Here is a 25,441-nt window from a genome sequence, read left to right on the forward strand (position 1 = left end):
CTCAGCAGGCAAAACGGTTCTGGTACAAGTGAACGGTTTATGGGGCATCATCCGTATGCATAATCTTGTGCATCAATTGGCCTGCGGTTGATGGCAAAATACCAGGTTGTGGCTCGCCCGCCTGTGCTCCTGTTGCGCGGTTTTTATGGAGTGGTGCTGCGGTGCACTCACCAATCCCCGGATTGGCCCTTTGCAACATGCACAGTAAAAAACGTTTTTTCCCGGCATGATGCTGGTTTTTCATGATAAGGCACAAATTCTGGGAAACCGTATGGCAGCGCCTTTCCTGAGTCAGGACCTCTATAAAATATGAATTTAAATTTTGTTTTCATTAAGGTCATCAAGATGACCACAGGAATGAACTGGTCAGGCTGCCTGTAGTGCAGGCCGTAAAAACATGCTCAACCTTTGCAAGAGCTCATCACGCGCCCCATGCAGGAAAAAATGGTTTCCAAGTATGGAAATCTGCGAAAAATCACCGCTGGTATGGATTTTCCAGTGAGACATGATGGATTCCGGCGCATCGGGGTCTTCCGTGCCGCAGAAGGCCGCCAATCTGACATCCAGCGGGGGCTCCTCCGAGGCCTGAAACGCTTCGGCCAGAATAAAGTCAGCCCGTAAAAGAGGCAAAAGCAGGGCCATGATATCTTTGTTATCCAGAACTTCATCAGGGGTTCCCGCATAGCGGCGCAGGGCGTCTGCAAAATCAGCGTCGGGCAGATGGTATATGGGCCGGGGCTCTGGCACATGAGGCGGGCGGCACGCAGAAACCATAAGGCATTGGGGGCTGGGAAGAGACCTGCGGCGCAACTCGCGGCACAAGGAAAAAGCGAGCAGGCCCCCAAGGCTGTGCCCAAAAAAGGCAAATGGCATGTTCAGGTGGGGAGTCAGCACGTCACAAAGACTCTGTGTGGCCTGTTCCAGGTCTTTGAAGGGTGTTTCATTGATGCGCTGTTCCCTGCCGGGCAGCTGAACGGCGCATATTTCTATTTCAGGCCCGAGCCTGTTTTTCCACTCCCTGAACACGGAGGCTCCGCCCCCGGCATACGGAAAACAGAACAGCCGCAGCTTGGGATAAGGCGCCGGGTGCGTCACAATCCATTTATTATTGTGTATCTTCATAATTCAATTCGGAGTGTTGTAAGTTTTAGCGGAGCTGCGCACGGTATTGCGCAGCTCCGCAAAATATTGATTGTGGCTAGAAGGAGTAGGCTACCGTTACGCCAAACTGCCGGGGGTCGCCGTCGAAGGCCAGGGTTCCGTAGCCGGAAATGTCTTGCCGCACTGTTCTGTATTTGCGGTCAAAGGCGTTCTTGCACCATACGGAAACATCAAAATCGCCTGCCAGATAGCCCAGGCGCAGATTCACCAGTTCGTATCCGGGTTCCTTGGTGTCGTTTTTGGCGTCGTGGTAGAAAGGTCCGGTGCCGAGCACATCAACACGGCCGTAGACACCGCTTGAGTGCTGGTACATGGCGCCGAGGTTATAGGTATACTTCGGCACGTTGGGCAGTTCGTTGCCGGAATAGTTGTAGTTGTCCACGCGGTCGCGCCATGTGGTTATTTCAGTTTCGGTGTAGCCAAACCCACCAAACAGGTCCAAACCTTCAAGGGGTCTGGCCCGCAACTCGGCTTCGAATCCTTTTGAGTTTGCACGGTCGGCGTTGGATATCTTTGTCACGCCCTGGCTGACCACTTCTGACGCCTGCTTGTTCTGCATGTCGATATAGAATGCGGCGACGTTGGCAATAAGCTTTTTGTCCAGCCATGAAGTTTTAAAGCCGACTTCATAGCTCCATGTGTACTCGGGGTCATAGGTCAGGGTGCTCTTGGACGTGGCGGAGCCGTAGTTATAGCCGCCAGCAAGGTAGCCCTTGGAAACCGTGGCGTAGGCCAGAACATTTTCGGTAACGTCAAAGCCTACTGAGAATTTGGGCAACAATTCTGCGCCCACAATGCGTTTTTTGTAGTTTTTCTTGTCAGCCATCATAGGCATGCCGCCAAAGGTGGCGTCCATCGTGTAGTCCTGGCTACCCCATTGATCCATGTAGTCGTAGCGCAAACCGGCGGTCAGATGCAGGCGTTCAAAGAGGGTGTATGTGCCCTCGCCAAAGACGGCAAATCCGCCCATGCTGATGTCGGTTTCGCGGTTTTCGTCGCCAGCCAGCAGCATGCCTGTGCCATAATAGGGATCAGACATCCCGCTTTTGGAGCCCCCGTTCACGTTGAGCTGCTCCGTAAATCCGTAAAGACCGGCCAGCCACGAAAACGGGCTTTTGCTTTTTTCGGACGAACTCAGACGAAATTCCTGGCTCCAGAGGTAGTCGTGCTCTTTCAGGCTGGCGTTCATGTAGGGCAGCGGAACAGAGGTAGAGTCCATGTCCCATTTTGAGTCGTCGCCAAAGTAGCGTCTGCCGGTGACGGAGAGAAAGTCGACCTCATCACCCTTGTACTTGGCGCGCAAGCTTTGGCTGTTGCCCCGCCAGTGGCGGTTGTCGTCGTCGTTACGGCTGATTTTGTGAAAGTCGGTTTTAAAGGGACCATCTATGTAGTGCCCATAACCGAATTTGTCGTGGCTGTTCGCAGCGTCAGCCAGCAGCGAAATATCCAGGCGGTCCGTGGGCGTCCAGCGCAGTTGCCCTCGCCCGGTTATGCGCTTGATTTCATTGGCGTCATCACGCTTGGAATACTCGTTTCTGATTGCGCCGAGGTCGTAGTTCCATTTACCGGCCAGGTTGATGAACAGTTTATCCTTCACCAGGGGGCCGCTGGCGCTGCCGCCCACCTGATAGCCCGGAGCGGCCCCGTGGTTTGTGTCATACAGGCTGAATTCGCCAAACAGCTTGCCACGCGGAGTGTTGTCGGGCTGGCGGGTAACGATGTTGATGACGCCAGCTTCGCTGTTGCGGCCGTAAAGCGTGCCCTGGGGGCCTTTGAGCACTTCAACGCGGGCCACGTCAAAAAGATCCTGATTTTGCATGAAAACAATGGGCACGCTAATGTCGTCTATGTACATGGCTGTTCCAGAGTACAGCGATGTAACAAAGCTGCCCACGCCACGGATGGTCGTCTGCTGGTAGGAACCGGAGTCCTTGACAAAAACGTTTGGGATGTACCGTTGCAGTTCCACTGTGTTCTGGATACCGGCTTCTTCAAGCTCGGTTTCTGGAAAAACAGCAACGCTCATAGGTATTTTCTGTACGTCTTCTTCGCGTTTTTGAGCGGTAACGGTAATGGAATCCAGTGCATAGGGCTTGTCGCCAGTCTTGTCTGCCAAATCCTCCTGCGCGCCAGCCGGATCAGCCAGCATTGCGGAACAAAGCAGAGCTGCAGCCAGCCCCCCCAGCTTTCTCAAACGACTTTTCCTCGCTGCTTTGCCGAAACGTGGCTTTTTTTCATGAAAACTCATCCAACCTCTCCTTCACTAACGGGTTTTTATTGATCCATTTTTCCTGCATGTGTCGTTCTGCGGCCCAGCCAATCTGCCCACAGAAGTTTCCACTCGGCTATTGCCGACACACTGCAAGCTCCTCCCAGAAATGTGTTTTCAATTTTTCGCAGCATTGTGCGGTTTTTTTAATCAGCGCTTTCGTCAACACTGCCCCCGGTATTTCCCAATTTACCCAAGGATTGCGGTGCGACAGAAAACGCACGGGCCGTTGTTTACCGGGATATGTCGTCGCCCTGCCCATTCAGGGCTGCGCGTATTTCTTCCTGAGACATGTTTTTGACCTGTTGAAACAGCTCTGCCGTGGCCGATACCATGCCTTTTTCTTCTTCCTGGTCGGTCAGGTATCTGGCCAGCTTGGCCACTGTGTCGTGGGTGAAAAGCGCATTAAGGGGCAGCTTCATGTTGAACACTTCCCGCAGGCGGGAATCCAGTTTTATGGCTGACAAGGAGTCGCCGCCGATATCAAGGAAGGGATCGTCAATGCCTACGTCCGCCAGTTCCAGCACCTCTTTCCAGATGTCGCTCAGGGTGTGTTCAAGCACCGTGCGGGGGGCAATGTAGGGCACATCAATGTCTGGGCGCGGATACCCGCTGTCCTGTGGTTGCACAGGTTCATCGGCCTGTGTGTGGCGGCCCTGTCGCGCTTCATGCAGAAAGGTGGTCAGGTCTTTCGTGCAAACGGCAACGTGTCTGAGGCCTGATTCGAGGATGCGTTGCAGGGCGTCTATCCCCTGCTCGGGCGTAAGGCCGTCAATAGCCGTACTGCCCCTTTGTGGCGCATTGACGGCAGACTGCTTGCTCATGCCTGTATCCAGCCAGTAGTTCCAGTTGACCGAAACGCAGTGCACGGGCGTCCTTTGGCAATGGGCACGGGCATCAAGCACGTTATTGGCTGCAGTGTAGTCGCTGCTGCCCGCCATGCCGCCAACCGCAGCCAGTGAGGAGCAGAGCAGAAGAAAGTCCGGGGAATATGTTTCGCACAAGCGGTGCAGCACCGCCGAACCCAAGACCTTGGGCCGCATATTGGTTTTTGTTTCTGCCAGATTTTTTATGGCAGCGTCGCTGACCACCCCGGCCGTATGAATGACGCCGTCCAGGCCTCCAAACTTTTCAACGGCTTGGGCAAAAGCCTTTTGCATGGCCGCTTCATCGGCCACGTCGCACGACAGGGCAAGGACCTGGGCGCCGTTTTTTTCCAGAGCCAAAAGCTGTTTTGCGCGTGAAGACTGCTGTGTATCCGAAGCGCGTTGTGCCACGGCTTCCCATTGTTCTTTTTCCGGCAAGGGCGATCTGCCCACGAGCACGAGGCGCGCTTGATATTCACGGGCCAGAAATTCCGCCATAACGCTGCCAAGGCCGCCAAAGCCGCCGGAGATCAGGTAAACGCCCCCATGCCGCAACCGTGGGCCGTGGGCCTGGGGCTTCAGATGCACAGGCTGGAAGTGCCGCTCCCATCGGCTCTTACCGCGGTAGGCAAGAATTTTCGTGTCCTCTTTGGGTTGAAGGGACAACAGGTCTGCAAGGATGTTTTTCAGGTGCAGTTCTGCGCTGGCGGGGTCAGCCTTTTCCGGCAGGTCAACGGCAAGGCAGGCCAGGTCCGGAAATTCTTGAGGAGCGACAAGGCATGGGCCCAGCAACAGGGCCTTTTCCGGCACGATTTCCTCGTCGCCAAGTACTGAGTGAGCATTTGTTGAAAGCACGCCCAGGCGCAGCTGCTGTCCGCTCCATGCGGAATCATCAAGGGCGCGGACAAGGCAGATCAGACTGTCGTAGGCATGCTCGCGCAGGGGTTCAATGTGCTGTGACGTCAGCGTATCGACATTCCACAGGTGCAGAAAATACTCGGCCCGGCAGTTTTCTTTGGCCAGAAGAGTGAAAAGTGACGCATAATCTTCAAGATGCGCGGGGCGGATGCTGAACGAATTCTGGTCAAGGCGGGCGAAGGCATCGCCTTTCCATACCTGAATCACGTCCTGATTCATCTGGCGCAGCAGCCGGTCAATAATTTTTCCGTGCTCGCCGTCGTTCATGAAGACAAGCCAGGTGTGCCGATCCAGGGCGGAAATGTTTCTGGGCTCACCAAGAAATGACTGGCGCTTCCATGTTGGCGCATAAAACCAGCCCGCCGTATCTTTATTTTCTGTCTTTACTGATGGTTCTGCGTGCGCAGCAGATTCAAGAGGGCGGTCAAGGAAGAAGCGTTTTCTTTCAAAAGGATATGTGGGCAGGGGAACGCGGCGGCCCGTACCTTCTGGATTCAGGCAGGTCCAGTCGACGGAAGCCCCTGCGCGCCAGAGTTCGCCGAGCGAGCGAGTCATAAAGGCGTCTTCTGGCTCCGCATCACCCATGCCGGGCAAGCCTGCGATCATAGGGGTTGCTGTTTGGGCAGCAACTTTTTCTCTAAACAGTTGATTGGATACGCCAATTTCAAGAACGACGCCTGAAAATTTTTGCAGGGCGGCGGTCAGCCCGTTGAGAAGATCAACCTCGTGATGTTCCGGGCTGAGCCAGTAGTTCAGGCTGCTGGCCTCGGCGGCAGTAATCCAGTTTCCAGTGACAGGGGAAAGCAGGGGGATTTGCGGCATGCGCGGGGCAATGGCTTGAAGTTTGCCCTCAATGCCAGCAAGGCTTTGACCCCGCCTTTCAAGATCGTTTGCAACAGCAAGCAAAAGCGCTTCTTCCAGCGACAGAATGCCTGCCAGAGCAGCCCCGGCATACAAGCCCGCGCCCTGCCCCATAAGCATGGCTGGCACGATGCCCTGAGCCTGCCAAAGTTTTGCAAGGGCGATCTGTACAGCGCACAGGGTAGGCACTGCATGAAACTCTTCGCGAGATTCCGTACCTGCAGTCATTGCCTCGCATATGTCTGCACCCAGAAGCGGCTGCATAATACGCGCGCATTGATCTATGATTTGGCGGAAAACGCCTTCCTGTTTATACAGGCTGGCGGTCATGCCCGGGCAGGCTCCCTGGCCGGGCAGAAGAAAGAACATTGCGGGCCCGGCTTCGGGCGCGGGGCCACATATGGGGCACGAGCCGTCTAGCTGGTCAATGGCGTCAGAAATGTCCCGGCAAGAGACTACGGCGCGATAGGGAAATTCCTTGCGGCCCATTTGCAGGGTGTGTGCTACATCGCCCAGCGCCAGTTCTTTCGTTTCAGCAAGGTGCGTGCGCAGATTTTTTATGGATGCAGCCAGCGCGCTTTCGCTACGGGCAGACAGGGGCAGTATGTGCCAGGGGTGCCCATTGCCGCCCTTTTGCCGCACCGGAGCTTCTTCAACAATCATGTGTACGTTTGTGCCGCCAAAGCCAAAAGAGCTTATGCCAGCAATACGCTTGCTGTTGGCTGGTTCCCAGGGCTGTAGGCGGGTGTTCACATAGAAAGGGCTTTGCGCGAAGTTGATGGCTGGATTGGGCCTCTCAAAATGGAGGCTGGGGGGGATTTGCTCATGGCGGAGCGACAGCGCCACTTTTATGAGTGAAGCCACGCCCGCCGCAGTATTAAGATGGCCGATATTGGTTTTTACAGAGCCAATGGGGCAGTACTGGCTGGTGCCGGTTTTGCCAAAGGCGTCGGTAAGGGCAGAGATTTCCAGCGGATCGCCCAAAGCCGTGCCCGTGCCGTGTGTTTCAATATAGGAAATATCCTCGGCCTGAACATCCGCCATGGCCATTGCTTCGCGGATGACGTTCCTTTGTCCGGCCAGGCTTGGCGCAGTAAATCCGGCCTTGTCCGAACCATCGTTATTAATGGCAAATCCACGGATTACGGCATGGATGGAATCCCCTTGGGCAAGGGCGTCTTCCAGCCGCTTGAGCACGACCACACCCACGCCATTTCCCTGAACCGTGCCCGATGCGCCAGCATCAAAGGCCCGGCATTTGGCGTCTGGCGAAAGGAAGCCGTCGCCATCAACACACAGATAGCCGTGTTTTTGCGGAATGGTGAGGCAGATGCCGCCAGCCAGCGCCATGTCTGTCTGGTACTCAAGCAGCCCCTGGCAGGCCATACTCACGGCGACAAGCGAACTGGAGCACGCACTCTGGACCATAACGCCCGGCCCGGTAAGGCCAAGCTTGTAGCAGACGCGCGTGGCAAGGTAGTCCTTGTCATTGCCCAGCAGCACGTCAAAAAAACTGGTGGGAGCCCACGGAAGAAATTCGCTCCCCAGACGCATCAGGTATGTGCTGATGGCTGCGCTGGCATAAACGCCAACGGGTATTGTCATCTTGCCCGGCACATAGCCCGCGCTTTCCATCGCTTCCCATGCGCATTCAAGAAAAAGGCGGTGCTGCGGGTCCATATATCCGGCTTCCCGCTGGCTGATGCCGAAAAAATCGGCATCAAACATGTCTACATCATCAAGAACGTAGCCTGCTTTTAAAAAATTGGGCGCGTCCAATATGGCTCTGGGCACAAAAGGTTCCAATTCGTCAGTGGAAAAAAAGCGAACTGCGTCCTTGCCCTGTTGCAGGTTATTCCAGAACGTATCCACGTTTTCCGCACCGGGGAATCTGCCTGCCATGCCAACAATGGCGATACTCAACTTGTCTGCTTCCATGAAATTCCTTGCCTTATCGCTATCGGGTTTGGCGTCTGTCGCGCAGCATTTGAACGGTATTGCGCCGTTTGTCGCCCCTCGTGTCAGCGGTTGGGGTATGCTCCTGTCTGCCTGCCGCCAGCAGATTGGCCTGAGCGGCTACAGTGGGAAATTCAAAAACGGTGATGACTGGCAAATCTTTTGAAAAATGCTCGCGCAGCCGGTTTGTAAGCCGTACCGCCAGAAGCGAATTTCCGCCTGTTTCAAAGAAATTCTCATTGCGGCCGACATGCTCGCGCGCCAGCGTTTCCGCCCACATGGCGGCAATTTGCAGTTCAAGATCATTGCGGGGCAACGCGATAGTGTGCGGGTCTTTTGCGGGTTTGTGGGCGCCTGCCTTGGCAGCAAGCGCAGTGCGGTCTACCTTGCCGTTGCCTGTCAGTGGCAGGCTGTCCACAGGAATAATGGCAGAGGGCAGCATGTAGGCCGGTACGCTGCGCTGTAAAAATGTCAGCAGCTCCGGCTCGTCGCTCAATCCATCCGTGTGCGGCACTACAAAGCATACCAAGCGCCTGGTTTCTCCTTCTCCGGCCACCACCGTAACGGCTTCGCGTACACTGGGGTGCCGCAGCAGGCAGGCTTCAATTTCACCCAGTTCAATCCGGTGCCCCTGGATTTTCACCTGAAAATCATCCCGGCCCAGAAACTCCAGTACTCCTTCGGGGCGGTGTCTTGCCATGTCGCCTGTTCTGTAGAGGCGTTCGCCCGTATGCGGATGGGTAACAAAGGCATTGGCGGTTTTGGTCTCGTCGTGCCAGTAGCCCAGAGCAAGCCCGATACCGCCGATGTAGAGATGGCCGGAAACCCAGTCCGGGCGTTGCCTCATTTGTGCATCAAGCACATACAGGCGCTGGTTTTTCAGGGGGCGGCCATAGGGGATGCTGGCCCAGTTCTCGCCGGGGGCTTCCACCGGGTAATGCGCCACTGACCAGATAGAGGCCTCTGTAGCGCCTCCAAGGCTGACCAGATGCAGGGACGGAGCCAGTTTTTTCAAATTTTCCGGCAGATCTGTGGGGATCCAGTCACCGCTCAACAGGGCAAGGCGCAGGGCGGCTGGCAGCGTTTCGCTTGTGTCCGTCATGTGTGTTGCCAGCATATGCATGAGCGCTGGCACAGAATTCCACAGTGTCACATGATGCTCGTGTATCAGGCGTAACCAGTGGCCCGGCTCTTTAAGGCTCTGCGGATCGGGCATGACAAGCGCGCCGCCGCAGGCAAGCATGCCGAAAATGTCATATACGGACAGGTCAAACTGAAGGGCGGAAAGAGCGAGAATCCTGTCGGTGGCCCCCACATTGAAGCGGTCATTGATGTCCAGAATGGTGTTGGCAGCACCCCTGTGATCGATCATTACCCCTTTGGGTCTGCCGGTTGAGCCGGAAGTGTATATGACATAGGCCAGATCAGCGGGCTGCGGCGGCAGTTCTTCCATATCGTCGCGATCATCGGCGGCGTCCAGCGCGTCCACGGAAATGGTCTTGATGTTGTCAGGCCAGTGTATACGCGCGGCTACAGAAGATTGTGTAAAGACGACGCCAACCTCACTGTCGCGTAAAATCCAGTGCAGTCTTTCTTCGGGAGTATCAGGGGCCAACGGCAGGTACGCCGCGCCGGACATGAATATGGCAAGGCAGGCCACAACCTGTTCCCAGCCTTTTTCCATAACCACAGCCGCCAGAGTACGGGGCCGCAGCCCCTTCTGCATGGCCTCGCATGCCGCGGCCCGTGCAAGCTGGTTCAGATCACTGTAGCTGAGGGTTCGCGTACCGCTGACAAGCGCCATATCCTGCTGATGCAGGGCAAGCTGCTGTTTGAAGAGTTCCAGAAGCGTCGCTTCCTGCTGCACTTCGGTCGTGTGGTTGAATGCTTTGCGGATGTGTTGCTGGCTTTCGGGCAAAGCCGCAGGCGCTGCCAGTTCCCAGGTTTTTTCATCGGCAAGCGCGTGCAGCAGATTGATATAGACCTGGAACATGTGGTCGATCATCCCTTCAGGAAAAAGCCCCTTAACGGCGTCCCAGTTCAGCACCAGAGCGCCGTCCTGTTCGTAGGTCTGGTGGTCCAGCCATACTTGCGGCGTCTGGGCGCAGCCGGAGACCATATCGCCCAACCGTTTCAGGGCCGTTGCGCTTTTTTCGGACGATCCCGTTTTAACGGCCCCGGTAAAGACAACTGGCATGCCTTCCATGCGGCCGCCCGCGCGCCGCGTTTTTTCGCGCAAAACCTGAACGCCGTTGAACAGCTTGTGGTCCATATCTTCCCACAACTGCCTTTGCAGTTCGCGGGCCCTGCCAGCAAAAGTGGGCGCGCTATTGCTGTCGACAGCAAGTAAAACCAGGGATGTAAAATCTCCCACAATGGCGTCCACCTGCTGGTGCATGGGCAGGCGGTTAAACTGGGTAAGATTCAGGGTGAAGCGGCTGTTCTGGCTCCACATGCCAAGAATTTCGGCATAGGCGCTGATGAGCAGGCCGGATGGGGTCACGCCAGCCTGTGCGGCGTTTTCTTTGATGCGGAACCACTGGCGGCTTTCAAGCACCTGGCTTTTTCTGACAAAGCCTGGGTTGTCCAGCTTCGAGGGCTGGCAGGCAAGGGGCAGGGCGGGAGCCGGAGGAAGTGTGTCTACCTTGGCCAGCCAGTATTCTCGATCCCGATGGTACTGTTCCGTCTGCGCAATGGCGCTTTCCGCCAGCACATAATCACGAAAGGTCAGTTCAAGGCCGGGGAGTTTGAGGCCGGGGTTGTCATAAAAGGCCATCCACTCCTCAACCAGCAAAAAGAAACTCCAGGCATCGGCAATGAGCGCGTCAAAATCCAGAAACAGCCTGGTGTGCGTGCCGTCAGGCCCTTGATATATGATGGCCCGTATGTCGAAGAGGGGCCAGGTATCCACAGAAAGCATCTGGCAGGACATGACCGTTCGTGTGCGCTTCAGTTCTGCTTCTGCCATATCACTGGCCGCAGAACGCATGTCGCGAACGTTTATGCGGTAGCCCGGAACCGTTTCAAGAACACGTTGTCCACTTTCAGATAAAAAGACGGCGCGCAGCATGTCGTGCCGGGCGACAACCTTTTGGCATGCTGTTTCAAGCCGGGGGATATCCAGTTCCGTACTGTCAAATTCAAAAAAGATATGGCTGGAGACGTGCCCAAGTTCGTATGTGCCCATGCGGCCGATCCAGTAAGCATGCTGAATGTCGGTAAGGGGAAATGCCTTATGACGGGAGGCGGGGTCAGGCACGATGGCGGGAAGGGCGGTGTTGTTTTGTTCTTCTTTTCGCGCATGTGCCGCATGCTCCAGATGCGTGGCAATCTGGGCAATGGTGGGGGCGAGAAAAAGTTTGTCCAGAGGCAGCGTTAGCCCCAGATCACGGTGGATGCGCGACACCATGCGGGTCGCCAGCAGGGAATCGCCGCCACTCTGGAAAAAATTGTCGTGTATGCCGACCCTGTTCTGCCCCAGCTCCTGCTGCCAGATAGCCGCCAGTTTCTGTTGCAGCAAGGACTGGGGCTCATCACCGGAAGCACGGTCTGCCTGCGCTGACGGATCAACCGCTGGCAGAGCCTTGCGGTCAACCTTGCCATTGGCGTTGAGGGGCAGCTTGTCCAGGGCAACATAGATTTCAGGAACCATATACTCCGGCAGATTTTGCAGCAGAAATTCTGCCAGATCGCCCGAAGCCGTGTTTTCACTCTGGGCCACATAAGCTACAAGGCGGCGTGTTCCGTGCTCATTATTTACGGCGGTTACCGCTGCTTGCAGGATGTTCGGGTGACGCAGCAGCGCGGCTTCTATTTCACCCGGTTCAATGCGGTGGCCCCTGATTTTCAGTTGAAAATCCATGCGGCCGAGAAATTCTATGGTGCCGTCAGGCCAGTAACGGCCAAGATCGCCTGTGCGGTACCACCGTTGCCCGTCAAGATTGATAAAGCGCTGTGCCGTAAGGTCTGCATCACCAACGTAGCCTCGGGCTACGCCAGCGCCGCCAATCCACAGTTCGCCGGGCCGCCAGGGGGGGCAGTCGCGGCCCCGCTGGTCCACAACCCGGTAGCGCTGGCTGGGCAAAGGGTTGCCGTAAGGAATGGAAGTCCAGTGTGCTGGCGGCACAGACGTAACATGAAAGATATTTGACCAGATGGCGGCTTCTGTTGCTCCGCCCATTGCCACAAATAGGCATTGGGGCGCGCGATTCCAGAGCTTTTCCGGCAGATCCAGCGGGATTCTGTCGCCAGAGAGCATGCTCACGCGCAGGGGAAGCTGGCCCGACTGCGGGGCGTCCTCAGCTGCTGTCAGCAGCATGTCCAGCAGGATGGGAACAGAATTCCAAATGGTTACACGGTGACGCAGTATTATGGCATGCCATACGGCAGCGTCGCGCCATGCTTCATCCGGCACCAGTACAACCTGGCCCCCGGCTCCGAGCACGCCAAAAATGTCATAAACTGACAGGTCGAATTCCAGCGCGGATACGGCAAGCACCCGGTCATGTTCCGTCACATTCGCCTGACTGTTTACCGCTTGCACGGTATTCCAGGCTGCCGCGTGCTCTATGGCGACGCCCTTGGGCATGCCAGTGGAGCCAGAGGTAAAGATTATATAGGCAAGCGTGCCGCTTCCTGCGTATTCTGGATGCGGAAGTGGCTTCACGGTTGCGCTTTCGGCCACATCCAGAAGGGTGGCAGTGCCGGGCCATTTCTGCCCGGCCGCCAGCCCCGCCGTGGTCAGAACAAAGCGCACATCGGCCTTGCGGTGCATATATTCCATGCGTGATACGGGCTGGCGCGGACTTATGGGCACATAGCATGCCCCGCTTGCGAGCACGCCAAGCACTGCCGCCACCTGATCCACGCCGCGCGGCAAGGTTACCGCTACTGAATCACCGGGGCTGACGCCGTTTTTTTGCAGCAGGGCTGCAATGCGCAAAGCCTGCTGGGCGAGCGCTTCATAACTCACTGTGGCTCCGGACGTTCCGTCCAGAAGCGCCGCTCGCTCGCCGTGCCTTTTTGCCTGAGCAAAAAAACTGGCGTGCAGATGGTTTGAAATGTCCTCTACGGGCTGCGCTTCAGCAGGGGCATGCGGTGTATGCAATGGGATGGGGATGTCTTTGTTCAGACTGTCTTCATCATCTTCAAGTATGGCCATCAGCCTTTGCATGTACGCGGAAAACAAGGCATCAAGCATGCCCTCGGGGAAAAGCTCCTCAATGGCGTCCATTGCAAAAAGAATTTCATTTTCAATATCATGAACTTGAAAATCAAGGCTTACCTGCGGTGTTTGAGATATCATATATCCCAGCTTGCCCAGGGTTTCGCTGCACTGCTTGTCCACCAGCCGCATTCCCAGAGTGCAGGCAAAAACCACCTGGGGCGTATCGCTTTCGGCAGCGCCGTTTCTGGCCAGATCACGCAGTACTCGCACTCCGGAATAGGCTGCGTGTGCAGCATCTTCATGAAAGCGCGTCTGAATGGCTTTTGCTCTTTCCCAAAAGGGCAGATCTGTATGTTCGACTGTCAGAAGAAGAATATTGGTGAAGTCGGCCACCATAGCATCAATGCCTGCACCGTAGGGTTGCCGATTGAACAGGGGCATGTTCACAAAGAAGCGTGACTCGCTGCTCCATCGCTCCAGAGTGTCAACATAGATGGTCAGCAGAGCCATAGCTGGTGTAATGCCCCGGCGCAGGGCGTTTTGCTCCACACGTTGCCAGTGCTTCCGGTCGAGGCGGTGGCTTCTGCGTACAAAGAGGGGGCGCTCGATATCCCGCGGATTTTTTTTCATTGGCAGCCGGGGGGCGTGAGGCAGGCTGTCTACCCGCTGCTTCCAGTATTTTTCCGCAATGGTTCGCTCATTGGCACGGTGTGTTTTCTCGTGCTCAAGATATGCGGCAAAACTCCAGTTTTGTGCGGCTGGCAGGGGCTTGCCGCTATATGCAAAAGAAAGGTCGCGCAAAATATTATACAGGCTTTGCAGGTCTGCTACCAAGAGGTCCACATCCAGATGAATGCGTGTAGCATTTTGGGGCAGCAGGCTCAGGGTGATGCCCATAACCTCGCCTGCTTCTACCTGGAGCCGGCGATGCGAGAGCGCACTTCTAATAGCCAGCATCTGGTCATCAGCTTCTTGAGAAGAGAGGTGTCTGATATTCAGAACTTCCAGTTTGGGCGGCGTGTAAGCAGAAGGAATTTTTTGTGTGCCGTCTTCCAGAAAGTGAGCACGAAGCATGGGATGGCGGTCTATCACACTATGCCATGCCTGCTCCAGACGGCGCGGGTCAATGTTGCTGCCGTCAAGTTCCAGATAGGCGTGGCAGCCAACACCGCCCAGCAGCTGATTGTCCCTGCGTCCAACCCAGTAGGCATATTGCACGTCAGTCAGGGGAAAGGGATCTGCCGACAGGGCTTGTTCCTGGGCGGCAGCGGATATCCGCTGGTTTGAGCGCCCGGAAGATTTTTTCTCGAGAAGGGGCATCCAGTCTTTGAGGCAGGGGGAGGCCATAAGTTCTGCAAAGGTGACGCTCGACCCGGCCTTGCGCCAGTTGTTGACAAGCCGCATGATTTTCATGGAGTCGAGTCCCAGACCAATGAGGTTGTCATTGTCTGTAAATTCCGCTGCGCCCATGAGCATGTTCTGTACCGTCCGACGCACATCGGCATATATGGGCGTTGTCGCGTTAGATTTCTGGCTGCACTCCATTGTTGCCCTCATGCTGAGTAAGTTTACATAAATGGTTGCACGAAAATCCAAAAGGAGCCGTTCAATACGGCAGGCTCGTCAATGCGGGGCCTGTCAGGAATGGAACGGCGCTGACATCTCCGAAAGTTTGCGTTTGTTGATTTTGCCAATGCTGGTGACGGGCCACGCCTCTATGTGTTCAAGCTGATCCGGGAATTTATGGCGGGGAACGCCATTGGCCTCTAAAAAGCCGTATAGCTGCACCAGGGTGAGGTGCTGCCCGTTTGCGGGAATGATCCATGCACAAAGGCGCTCGCCGAGGTCCGCGTCAGGGGTGCCCACAACGGCGGCATCCTGAACCAGGGGGTGTGCGCGCAGATGATTCTCTACCTCCACGGCAGCGATTTTTTCTCCATTTCTGTTGATCTGATCCTTGATTCTGCCGCGGATCTGTAAATTCCCCTGTGGCGTTATTCTGGCGATGTCGCCAGTGCGGTAGTATCCGTCTCTGGTTATGGCGCGGGAGTTTGCTTCAGGGGCTTCGTAATATCCGCCTATGGTGTACGGGCCGCGCACCAGAAGCTCGCCTTCTTCACCGGGGGGCACGTCATTGTCATTGGCATCGACAAAACGGAGTTCGTCATCAGCGCAAACAGGGCGGCCCTGGGTATTCAGGATGACGTCTGGCGGATCATCTGGCGAAGTTACGCAAATCAGGCCTTCGGCCGTGCCGAATACCTGTTGCAGACGGCACCCCAGAACAGGCGTCACCCTGGCTGCCACAGAGGGATCCAGCGGAGCGCCGCCAATCTGCAAGAGCTGAAGACTTGAAAGGTCAGCCCGTTCCCACTCACGCGCCTCAAGCCACAGGTTCAGCAGAGAGGGCACAAGGGCAGTGTGAGTTACTTTTTCGCTTTCAATAAGTTCAAAAGCTTCGTCGCAGCTTGTTGATTGGCACATGACCACGCGCCCGCCCGAACTCAGCGCGCCCAGTATTCCTGGGCAACAGAGCGTAAAGTTGTGCGCTGCGGGTAAAACCGCCATATAGACGCTGTTGTGGTTCATGCCGCAACGTTCGGCAGTGGCGCGCGCAACGTAGGCGTAATCCGTATGTCGTCGGGGTATAAGCTTGGGTGTGCCTGTTGTTCCCCCAGAGATAAGCAGCAGTGCGGTATCCTGATACTCTGGTTCGTCGAGATCTGTAGGCTGTGTGCCGCGTATATCTGAAAGCGCGAGCGTGCCGGGTGTGCGGCCATCGTCAGAAATGAGGTGTTTGATAAAAGGATACTTGCGCCCGATGCGTTGCTGCATAGGCCCATAATCAAAGCCAAGGTGCGTGCTGGTTGTTATATAGGCGACCGGTTTAGCATGAGCGCACAAGGCGTCGATGTCTGCCTCACGGCTTGCAGGCATGGTCAAAACGGGTATGGCCCCAAGACGGAACAGAGCGAAAATGCAGACAACAAATTCTGCCTTGTTGGCGAGTTGGAGCAAAACCCTGTCGCCACGGCAAATTCCCAGAAGGGAAAAGCCCGAAGCCAGTGCATCTGCGGCAGTATCAAGATCACGATATGTCAGGCGATTGTTGCTATCAACAATGGCAACGGCCTCTCCATATCTTTTGGCCCAGTCCTTCAACTCTTGGCCCAGGGTTTTCGTGTGCCAGTAGCCTTTTTGCACATACTGCTGCACGGGAACTTGCCAATTATTAAAATGCTCCACCCTCATTTAGCCTCCAATCATTAATACTGGTAGACGTGGTTGTTTGCAGCGGCTGTCGGACGTTAGAATAGCTTAATTGAACGTGGCTGCCTGCGCTGAGCGGGTTTTGCTGAAGCTCTGCATCATGAAGCAGAGCACAGTGTTTTGGATCTGGGGTTGCTGGGCACAAACTCCTTCGGCCTTTAGGGGTAGTCAGTTACCGAGGCGATCGGCGTGGCTTCCCTGTATCGGCTGAGTGCTCGGAAAAATCTGTTAACCTTCTCAGCTTCAAATATAGGCGAATTGCAGATATTAAGAGAAATAAAATTCAATTTCAATTTCAATAAAGTAAAAAAATACTCTGGTCAACCCGCAAAGCACTAAATGTTGATTGCTCAAACTGTTAGTAAGAATCAAAACTGGTATGGAAAGGGTTTGGCATGAGGCAATGCTTTTTGAATGTCGTGCAAATATTCGGGTGAGCATAGGGGGTGGCTTTGAAGGGGCAAGGAGCAAGGCAGCATAAATAAAAAAGCCTTACGGTTCGTCTCGTAAGGGCTTTAATAACCAGGTTATGTGGCAGATTTGAATCTACGAGCTGATGAGCCCCTCAGCATCTTGATTTTGTTTTTCCTGCCTACTCAATGGGCTTAATCTCATTTAATCACATTATATTGTAAAGTCTATAATACTGTATATTGTCGGCTATACCAAAGGTCACACCACAAGAAAGGTGCAAAAAAGCCATACTACGGGACGGCGGGTTGCCAAGGAATAAAGGTGTTTTAGGCACCTGTGAGAAAGCAAATCACACAGCCGGGGGATAGTGAAGCTTTGGGAGGCGGGAAAGGCAGGCTAGCCATAAAAGGAATCATCATGCGCGGAAACAACATGCGGTTACCCATGACGCTTGCCTTACTGCCCTTGGCACGCATCGGGTGTGAACGAAAAGGAAAAGACCAAGACCGGGGATTGGTAGATGGAGCAGGAGACGGCAATGAAGCGGAAGCGGCCTTTGAGACCTCGCTGAAGGAGTGCCGGAAGAATCCCGCGAGTTGGGGAATACGCCCAATTGCCAAAATGCGGAGATGGCGAATCTCAAGATTTTTGCGACGAAGCCAGCATCTACCTATACGATAATTCAGGGCTCCACTTGGCGATCAAGTGGAGCCCTGAATTATATCCATGTTACACAATTCCCGCAGTGTCCTTCATTGCTGAAAACCGGAGTTGATCATATATAAAAATGTCAATTGCCGAAACAGTCATGCATGATATAAAGAGTTCAACGCAGCATGTTATGTATTCAGAATATGAAATGGTTTCACTCTTATTAGCTTTAGGACTGTATGAAATTTGATTATGTTCATGGTTAAACACAAAAGTCCCATGATGCGATCCATTTCTTATTTTAGGTATATGGTATTTCATTAAATCACTAAACTCAGGAATATCGCTAAAACATTTACCCTTTCCACTTTTATCGATCTCTATGTACTTTGCGAGAGTAAGGTTTTCGAATGTATCGAATTTTCTTTTCTTCATGATATTGCTAATACATGCGAGTGTTAAAACGTTTGAGCCAAGACACTCATAGGCGTCTCCATAAATTTTTTTTGTTTTCTCAAAATTGATAGATGCAATGGCAAAATTAGATGGCAATGATTCACCTTTTTTTAAACTCCAGAGCACGCTATTAAACTCATTATAGTTGATAAATAAATCTCGAGCTATGCCATGCGCTCGGAGCATATTTTTATGAAATATTTCGCGTGCATGGTATTTACAGAAAGAGTTAAACAACTCTTTATCACTATTTTCATATTCATCAAAAATTTTTTCTATGATCTCTTCAGCGCGGTTAGCCCTTATTGGGGCCAATGCTCTCATTATAAATGAGTAAATAATCTCACACGCTGTTAAATTTGGCCTGTAATCGTGAATTGAATCCTTATTATCAATAATGAATTTTTTTACTTGTGCATCCTTGTTTTTTGCAAATAATGACCATATCTTGCCAATAATTCCCCACTCCTGATGTGTAAGGAATATTTTTTCCCAATTTTTTTTAGCATCTGAATAGTCTTCTTTTGAAACATCACTGGGCAATTGATTCAACTTTTCCTGCATTTTTGACATATAAAGAATAGATGGAGAAATAAGATCTACATGAAGTAACTCTTCTGAAAAGACAATCTCTGGGTGGAGATTTATTATTGTTCCAAGCGTTTCATCTGATAGAATGCAGTTTTCAATAATTTTAAACTGCCAACCGGCATTTTTTTGGTCGAGATCAAGGCCAATTGTAATAGTTTCTCCGCAGTTTGAACATGCAAAGGAATGCTCCTGGTATGACGAATGCCCAACACTGATGCGTAGTATGTATATTTCATTGCATGTTGAGCAGGTAACGCCCTGTCTTAATATCATGGGAGCCTCGCAAAATTTTTTGCAATGGTGGGAATGAAATCAACTCACGAAAAAAGCCCTTACGGCTCGTCTCCGTAAGGGCTTGAAAAATCTGGTTGCGGGGGCAGGATTTGAACCTACGACCTTCGGGTTATGAGTACGAAGGTGTAGCATGAATCCATATGAATACATATATCGTTTTTACATGTAACACGTTGTTATGAAAAAATATTGATTCTATTTCTTGATACCTTTTAATATGCGTTAGTATTGTCTGTGTTGGAAATATGGTTGGAAAATGTTAAGGGGTGTTGGAAGCTGAGTTGGAAAAATGATTTACTTGGGTTTTACCTAGTGCTCACCCTCTCTCGATGAGCCGTAGGAGAAGCTACTGATGGCTGCATCAAAACGAAATGGTACAAAATATCCTGGGATTTTTTATCGAGAAGTAAAGCGTGTTGGCGGGCCCGGCGTTGAAAAGGTTTACTACGCTGTATATCGGCGCGATGGAAAACTAATTGAAACAAAGGTAGGTCGCCAGTATGCAGACGATATGACCCCTGCACGTGCAGCGGGTATCAGAGCAGAACTTCTAGAGGGTAAACGTCTATCTAGAAAAGAAGTCCGAGACGTTGCCAAAGCCGAAGCATCTCGGGAGGTGTGGACAATCGAGTCTTTATGGAAAGAATATAAGTGTCGTAATCCTGGCCTTAAGGGCATAGTTACAGACCAAAATCGATTTCAACTTCACTTGTCCTCTGTGGCAGCTTTGCAGCCACAGGAAATATCTTCTACTGTGGTGGACAATATTCGGTTGGGATTAACGCAGCGTGGCCGCAAGCCAGGAACAGTCAGAAATGTTATCGAACTGCTGCGCCGAATTATTTCATTTGGGGTGAAGAAAGGATTAGTCGCGCCAGATCTGGTAAAAGTTCACTTTGAGATGCCACGGTTAAATAACGAGCGTACTGAAGATTTGTCCCCAATTCAGTTGGCATCACTTCTCCATGCAATTGAGACTACTAAGTATAGAAAAGCGGGAAGTATGATGCTGCTAGCTCTTTATACAGGTATGCGCAGGGGGGAGATGTTTAATCTTAAATGGGAGCACATTGATTGGGCAAGAAGTTTTATTAATCTTGTAGGAAAAGATGACGGGCTTGGAGCGAAATCTGGTCAGTCTGAGCGCATCCCTCTCAATGAAATGGCACGTGAAGTTTTAACTTCAATTTCAAGAGGATCTAGCGAGTATGTCTTTCCAGGCAAAGGAGGAGGTAAGCTTGTTGACATTCGTAAGCAAGCAGATGCACTAAAAAAAGAAGCAAATTTACCTGCAGATTTTCGTCCTTTTCATGGGCTTCGCCATGTATATGCCAGTATGCTGGCAAGTTCAGGAAAGGTAAGCATGTATGAACTCCAGAAACTTATGACACACAAGAGTCCCGCAATGACCCAGAGATATGCTCATTTGAGAGATGATGCATTGATTAAAGCGTCTGAAGTCGCAAAAGATGTCATTTCTGAGATCATGAACGTTCAGAGCAAAGTGCAAAAAGTAAAAGATTAGGAGAGGAGCGTGGTTACCTCTATTAGTTCGGATAAAATAAGTACGGCTTATTATACGGCATTTTTTTATTCTGAATACATGTTTAGAAAGATTATGTGTTGTAGGCCGAAGTTGCTTGAAGATATTGGGAAATTGAAGCACTTATTAGAAAGGATGATCGAATCCAGTGGGATAGATTTTAAGGGGGTCGATCAATCATATCTTCTAGACAGGCTTGTAGAGTATCTCGCCTTTTTTCATTCTGATAAATACAACTGTAACGTATTTGCAGGGGCAATTCATCAGAGGTATCAAGCACGGCTAAATGCTATTGATGATGGGCAGATACAAAGACTTTTGGAAATGCTAAAAAGTGAAAAAAAAGACCATGATGTTTTTTATACGATCATAGATGATCTGATAAGGTTATCTCTAAAATTTGGAATTTATGTTTCTCATCTTGATAGTTTTAAGAACTATGAAATTGACAGAATCAAGGATGGTGATAGCGCATATTTATTAAAGCATGTGTTTTTTAAGGATTTTGAAAGCTTTGGACTGAACTGTAATTTTGTAGATTTTGACGAAGCTATATATAATGGTGAATGTGAGTATGGATTATTACCGCAATCTGATGAAAGTTTAACCCCCGAAGATGCTATCTGCGAATCTGAAGATTATTTTAAAAGCAGGAGTCTAAAGGTATATATCGATATTAACCATAAAAATTTTGACCTTCAAACAGCATTTGATTGTGTTAGCAGTATTATAATAGCCTCAAAGTTTAGTGAAATGGAAGAAATAATAAGCAACTATGGTCAGTGTAAGAGCTTTGTGAATATGTATTTTGAAAGCGCTCTATTTAGATTCAAGAAAGATGAATTTATCGGAAAGTTGCTTGGTATCCTTATTTATGACGAAAAAATGGGTTGTAGCTCGTCGATAAAGGATCTGCTGTTGGAGGTATGGGGTAAGTACGGATTGAAAGTGAAAAATGAATGTAATGAAGAGGCGTGTAGGGCCGATTGCGTAAACATCGATATCTGTTCCAGAACTGCCTCAAGGTTGTACGATGTCGCAGATCGCTCAATAGCATCTGGAAAAATTATAACATCAAAAAATACTTTCTGTACCGGTACAGGTTAAAATGTTCATGTCCCCTTTTTGGGCAGCAAATCAGGAGGACAGTTCTAACACTGCCCCCCTTAGAGTCTAGTCCTTCACCTCATCCATTATTACTTTCACGACTTTGAGCACGGCAATAATGATCACAAGCCATGCTGTGGCATCAAGCTCGCAACTCACCTTAGCCATTCCTACCTCCTTCCAGTAAAACTCGTTGCAACAGACCGAACATTACAGGAGCCAGATCCGGAAGCTCTTTGATGGTCTGGCTGGTACGGGGGAGTAAGCTGGCAATACTCTCGTCCCGAATCCCAAGGCCATAAACTTCAAATCCCAGCTTTAGCGCCATTGCTAAAGCGTCCTTACTTGCCTGAGGATTATCTGACGTTCCGTCTGCAATAATCAGGATAATTTTTCGATTTTCCTTTAAGGGCAACATGGTCTGCATGATCCACCAGAGGGCAGCAGCCAAAGGGGTTCCTCCTGAAGCTCCGATTTCAAAATTCTCCGAAACTGCTTGCCCGTGTCGAACCAAAGAAACAACGGAGTTTGGCGCTGTTGTCGCCGGAAATGCCGTCACTGCCGGGTTAACTCCCTTGATGCCTGCCAAGGCCTTGGCTATGGCATAGCAAGCCTGCTTTGCGAGTGTGATGGGAGCGCCTGCCATACTGCCGCTGACATCCAGCAGAATGTGCACGGCGGTATTAAGACCCGTTTGTTCGGACAGGGATTGAAATACACGGGAGTTGCCCACGTGTAGCTTATAAAGTGATCTTGGATGCAAGGTTCCCTTTCTGCCGATATGGCAGATTTGTCGGGTCTGTGCCTGCAGCAGACCTTGAAGGCGTGTACGCAGGGCGCTGCTGGCCCGGAGAGCATTATTTCTATGTTCTTCCGATAGTGGCAGCACCTGCCTGAAACCCTCAATCGCTACCGACAGATGACTTGTGCTTGAGTTTTCTTGCTGAAGCGTGAGCTGTGTGGCCAGTGCTTCCCCCAGGTTTTGAGGCAACGCATGGGCATCTGCCTTGAACAACTCCGCGAGCAAGGCTCTTTTATTTCTGCTCTCTTTCTGCAGTGATTGAGAAACGCAATCCGATAAATCTGTCTGCCCTGGTTGAGTTGCGCAATCGACCTGGCTACGTCGCTGCTTCTCGCTGCTATTATCTGATGTTGCAGACGTACCCCCCTTTCGAGTTGCCTGCAGTTCTGGTTTCCATTTCCGGATACAGTTTGCCAACTGGCGCGCATAGCCTATGGTGGTTGCGGTATCAGGGCAGTGGATACGTACTTTTACCAGAACGCCATCCAACGCTTCTTTCAACCCTCTAAAGTTCTGGACAATAATTTCCGCTGACAATCTGCGGGGAATGTTGACTTCATCCACGTCCCATGACCGCACGGTCAGCAGCACATACTCCATAACAGCAAGGGCCGGGGAATCATCCCCGGCCCTTGGCTCTGCCTTTTCCACAAAGAATCGTCGTATCAACCAGTTCAGGTTTTGCCGACAACCAGGAAAAATGGCAGACAGCTTTTTTTCGACTCTCCAATCTTCGAGGCAGTTGAAGAGATTGAAGGTTATGGGATCGAGGTTTGCGACCTTCAGTACGCTGAAATCCGTGTGCCTTATATGAGCCGCCTCGTGGTCGCAGAATCCCTTGGCTAGCGCCAATACTTCCGGTTCACAATCCATAGGCAAGGCAGGTAAATAGATTATTTTGCCATCGGTGCAGGCATCCTTGCCGCCAATGCGTACCTGTACCCCATAGCGGTCGCCCAGAATGGACGCCACAAGGGGCAGGCAGTTAAGTACGTCTTTTGTGCGTATCATGTGGTACCCCATAACAAGAAAGCCCGGCATTTCTGCCGGGCTATTGTTTTTGTTTGTTTTGCTTTTTCACAAGACTTCGCAAATCGCTTACCATCGTTGTAAACCGTTCAGCAGGCGGTAGCTGAAGCCACTGGATGACGAGCATATACAATCGCTCTGAATCCGCATCTATGCGATGCTCGTTTATATACAGAAAGACTGAACAGGCTGCGAATGCCGTTCTCTTATTCCCGTCCATAAAAGGATGGTTAATCAGCAGACTTTCCATCAAGGCGCAAGCTTCTTCTACAATATCAGAATAGTACCCGCTCTGTGGGCGATATACGGCAGACTCCAAGCCACCCATATCCCGGATGCCCGCCATGCCACCATACTTTTCAACAAGAACTGCATGCATGCCCAGAATATCGGCGACTGCCAGGTAGTCTCGACTCATTTTGCCAGTTCTTTGTAAAGGGCATCATGTTCAATCATGCTGACTTCAAGAGCATCAAGAACATGCCTACGCGCTGTAGGCCCCTTACGGTTTTCAATGTAAGCGCGAACAGCATCTTCCAGAACTGCCTGAACCTGACGACCGTCCTGCTGGGCAACGGCTTTTAGGCATTCATAAAGATCAGGTTCCATCTGACTGGCAAACTTGACCCGTTTGATTGATACCTGTGTCATAGGCAACTCCTTTTTGACAGGCTAGTTAGGGCTATGCCTTGCGTCAAGAAATTTCTTGATACTACCACAGCCCCAAGCTGGGGATGGAGGGATGCGGTAACGCACTGTCTCCCTCGGAGATGTCTGGCAATATCGGCGTATCATCCCCACCACCGGCACCATCCAGCGGTGCGATAAAGCCATCAAGACTAGGCATGCTGCCTGGACCAGCCAAGAGCGCATCCAGTACAAAATCCGGGGCATTCCCCTCGACGACCCTCTGGGCGTGAGCAATCAGGGCATCGCTGTCCTTAAGTAGACAAACCAGCCCTTGTAACAATAGCAAATCAGGGCCAGTGATATTGCCCTTCTTGGGGATACGAAACAGTGCCGCCTGCACGATGTCAGCCACCGGGGCAACATGCGGTTCTACGAAGGACAAACCCGTGAGTTTGGCATGCAGGGTCCGCAGAGGCGAAAGCGCTTTGTGGGTCACTTCCGTCTTGCCATGATACACCCTGCGCCAGATATCTTCGGCAGACTTGGCCACCTCTCCAAAGAGCGTACTGCCCAGGCCTTGCACCTCCTCGGCCAAGCCGGCTTCCAGTACAGCGGTGTTGCTCATGTGCTGCTCAAGCGGAGCCACCTTATACAACTGCCAGCGGAAATCCATGCGATTCCGTACATAATCCGGCCCCACTGTGGAGTTACGGATAATTTCGCCCCACTGGTGATGCTTTACAATCCATGATTGGATGTTTTGATCATAGTCGGCCAGAAAAGCCTCTTTTTCTTTCTGGAAGTCGTCGCGGATGCTGATGAGTTCCTGTACGATTTCTCCAGCCTTTTCTTCAGGGATGGCCCAGCCGGACATGAAACGTACGCCATGCCTGTCCAGATAGTTTACGGCGCGGGCTTTGAGTGTACCAAATACACGAAGGCTTTCTGGATCAGCTATGCGCTTGGAGCCCAGAGAAGCCAAATCTTCAGGAGGCAACTCTGCACCACCAAGGTCTTCCTGGCTCATCTTGCGCCGGGCTGACCACAGGCTGACATTGAGGTTAAGGGCCAACAGGTTGTCCAGGATGCGAATGTCTGAAAGAACACGTGTCATGATTTTCTCCTATAGTAAGCTCTTGCCGGGAACAAAGGCGTAGCCGTCTTTAAGTTTTTTGGCGGCTCGACACTCAAGTTCCAGAACGACATTTCCGCTTTCGCACTGCTCAGCAGGGATGAGCTTTTGTTGTCCAGCTGTACCCTGCTTGCCCCACTGAAGCATGAGTCCTTCTGGACGGGCCTCGCCAGTCCAGAATTTGCCGGACTGCGTTTGATCGGGCAGGCCATAGTCCACCTGTAGATAGACTCGAGGCTGTGGGACCGTGGGAACATAACGTAAGCGGCTCTTCATAAAGCGAAGGGCTGTGTCCCCTTGCAGGAATTCTTCTCCTGATTCGGA

General features: G+C 52.1%; 13 protein-coding genes. 2 read left to right on the plus strand and 11 right to left on the minus strand.

Annotated elements, in window-relative coordinates; translation table 11 throughout:
- Positions 1 to 37: 37 nt before the first annotated feature.
- From HNQ38_RS13345 to HNQ38_RS13375, 7 genes are all read right to left on the minus strand, one after another.
- A complete protein-coding gene (locus tag HNQ38_RS13345; RefSeq protein WP_183722149.1) occupies positions 38 to 244 on the minus strand; it encodes a hypothetical protein in 207 nt (68 codons plus the stop codon).
- 122 nt (positions 245 to 366) lie between these two features.
- Positions 367 to 1,122 carry a thioesterase II family protein gene (locus HNQ38_RS13350; RefSeq protein ID WP_183722152.1) on the minus strand — a complete coding sequence of 252 codons (756 nt, stop codon included), beginning with the start codon at positions 1,120 to 1,122 and terminating at the stop codon, positions 367 to 369.
- A 76-nt stretch (positions 1,123 to 1,198) separates the two neighbouring features.
- Positions 1,199 to 3,355, minus strand: a complete 2,157-nt coding sequence (locus HNQ38_RS13355) for a TonB-dependent receptor (protein WP_183722155.1) — start codon at positions 3,353 to 3,355, stop codon at positions 1,199 to 1,201.
- A 308-nt stretch (positions 3,356 to 3,663) separates the two neighbouring features.
- The gene (locus tag HNQ38_RS13360; RefSeq protein ID WP_183722158.1) at positions 3,664 to 8,013 is read right to left on the minus strand and encodes a type I polyketide synthase; all 4,350 of its coding nucleotides are present in this window, start codon (positions 8,011 to 8,013) and stop codon (positions 3,664 to 3,666) included.
- Positions 8,014 to 8,032: 19 nt separating this feature from the next.
- A complete protein-coding gene (locus HNQ38_RS13365) occupies positions 8,033 to 14,743 on the minus strand; it encodes a non-ribosomal peptide synthetase (protein WP_183722162.1) in 6,711 nt (2,236 codons plus the stop codon).
- A gap of 93 nt (positions 14,744 to 14,836) precedes the next feature.
- Complete coding sequence (locus HNQ38_RS13370; RefSeq protein WP_183722165.1) at positions 14,837 to 16,450, minus strand: (2,3-dihydroxybenzoyl)adenylate synthase; 1,614 nt, start codon at positions 16,448 to 16,450, stop codon at positions 14,837 to 14,839.
- Positions 16,451 to 17,611: 1,161 nt separating this feature from the next.
- Positions 17,612 to 18,853, minus strand: a complete 1,242-nt coding sequence (locus HNQ38_RS13375) for a hypothetical protein (protein ID WP_183722168.1) — start codon at positions 18,851 to 18,853, stop codon at positions 17,612 to 17,614.
- Positions 18,854 to 19,226: 373 nt separating this feature from the next.
- Between HNQ38_RS13375 and HNQ38_RS13380 the strand changes: the two genes are divergently transcribed.
- Both HNQ38_RS13380 and HNQ38_RS13385 read left to right on the plus strand, forming a co-directional pair.
- Positions 19,227 to 20,399, plus strand: a complete 1,173-nt coding sequence (locus tag HNQ38_RS13380; protein ID WP_183722171.1) for a tyrosine-type recombinase/integrase — start codon at positions 19,227 to 19,229, stop codon at positions 20,397 to 20,399.
- Positions 20,400 to 20,408: 9 nt separating this feature from the next.
- Complete coding sequence (locus HNQ38_RS13385; protein WP_183722174.1) at positions 20,409 to 21,524, plus strand: hypothetical protein; 1,116 nt, start codon at positions 20,409 to 20,411, stop codon at positions 21,522 to 21,524.
- Positions 21,525 to 21,684: 160 nt separating this feature from the next.
- Here HNQ38_RS13385 and HNQ38_RS13390 read toward each other — a convergent pair whose 3' ends face one another.
- The 4 genes from HNQ38_RS13390 to HNQ38_RS13405 form a co-directional block, all read right to left on the minus strand.
- Entirely contained in the window at positions 21,685 to 23,337 is a 1,653-nt protein-coding gene (locus HNQ38_RS13390) for a cobaltochelatase CobT-related protein (RefSeq protein ID WP_183722177.1), read from the minus strand.
- A 40-nt stretch (positions 23,338 to 23,377) separates the two neighbouring features.
- Entirely contained in the window at positions 23,378 to 23,773 is a 396-nt protein-coding gene (locus HNQ38_RS13395; protein WP_183722180.1) for a type II toxin-antitoxin system death-on-curing family toxin, read from the minus strand.
- Entirely contained in the window at positions 23,770 to 24,006 is a 237-nt protein-coding gene (locus HNQ38_RS13400; RefSeq protein ID WP_183722184.1) for a hypothetical protein, read from the minus strand. Before HNQ38_RS13400 ends, HNQ38_RS13395 begins: the two co-directional genes overlap by 4 nt.
- A gap of 61 nt (positions 24,007 to 24,067) precedes the next feature.
- A complete protein-coding gene (locus tag HNQ38_RS13405; protein ID WP_183722188.1) occupies positions 24,068 to 25,099 on the minus strand; it encodes a DUF3150 domain-containing protein in 1,032 nt (343 codons plus the stop codon).
- Positions 25,100 to 25,441 lie beyond the last annotated feature (342 nt).

It is taken from the genome of Desulfovibrio intestinalis, assembly GCF_014202345.1.
Taxonomy (GTDB): Bacteria; Desulfobacterota; Desulfovibrionia; order Desulfovibrionales; family Desulfovibrionaceae; genus Desulfovibrio; species Desulfovibrio intestinalis.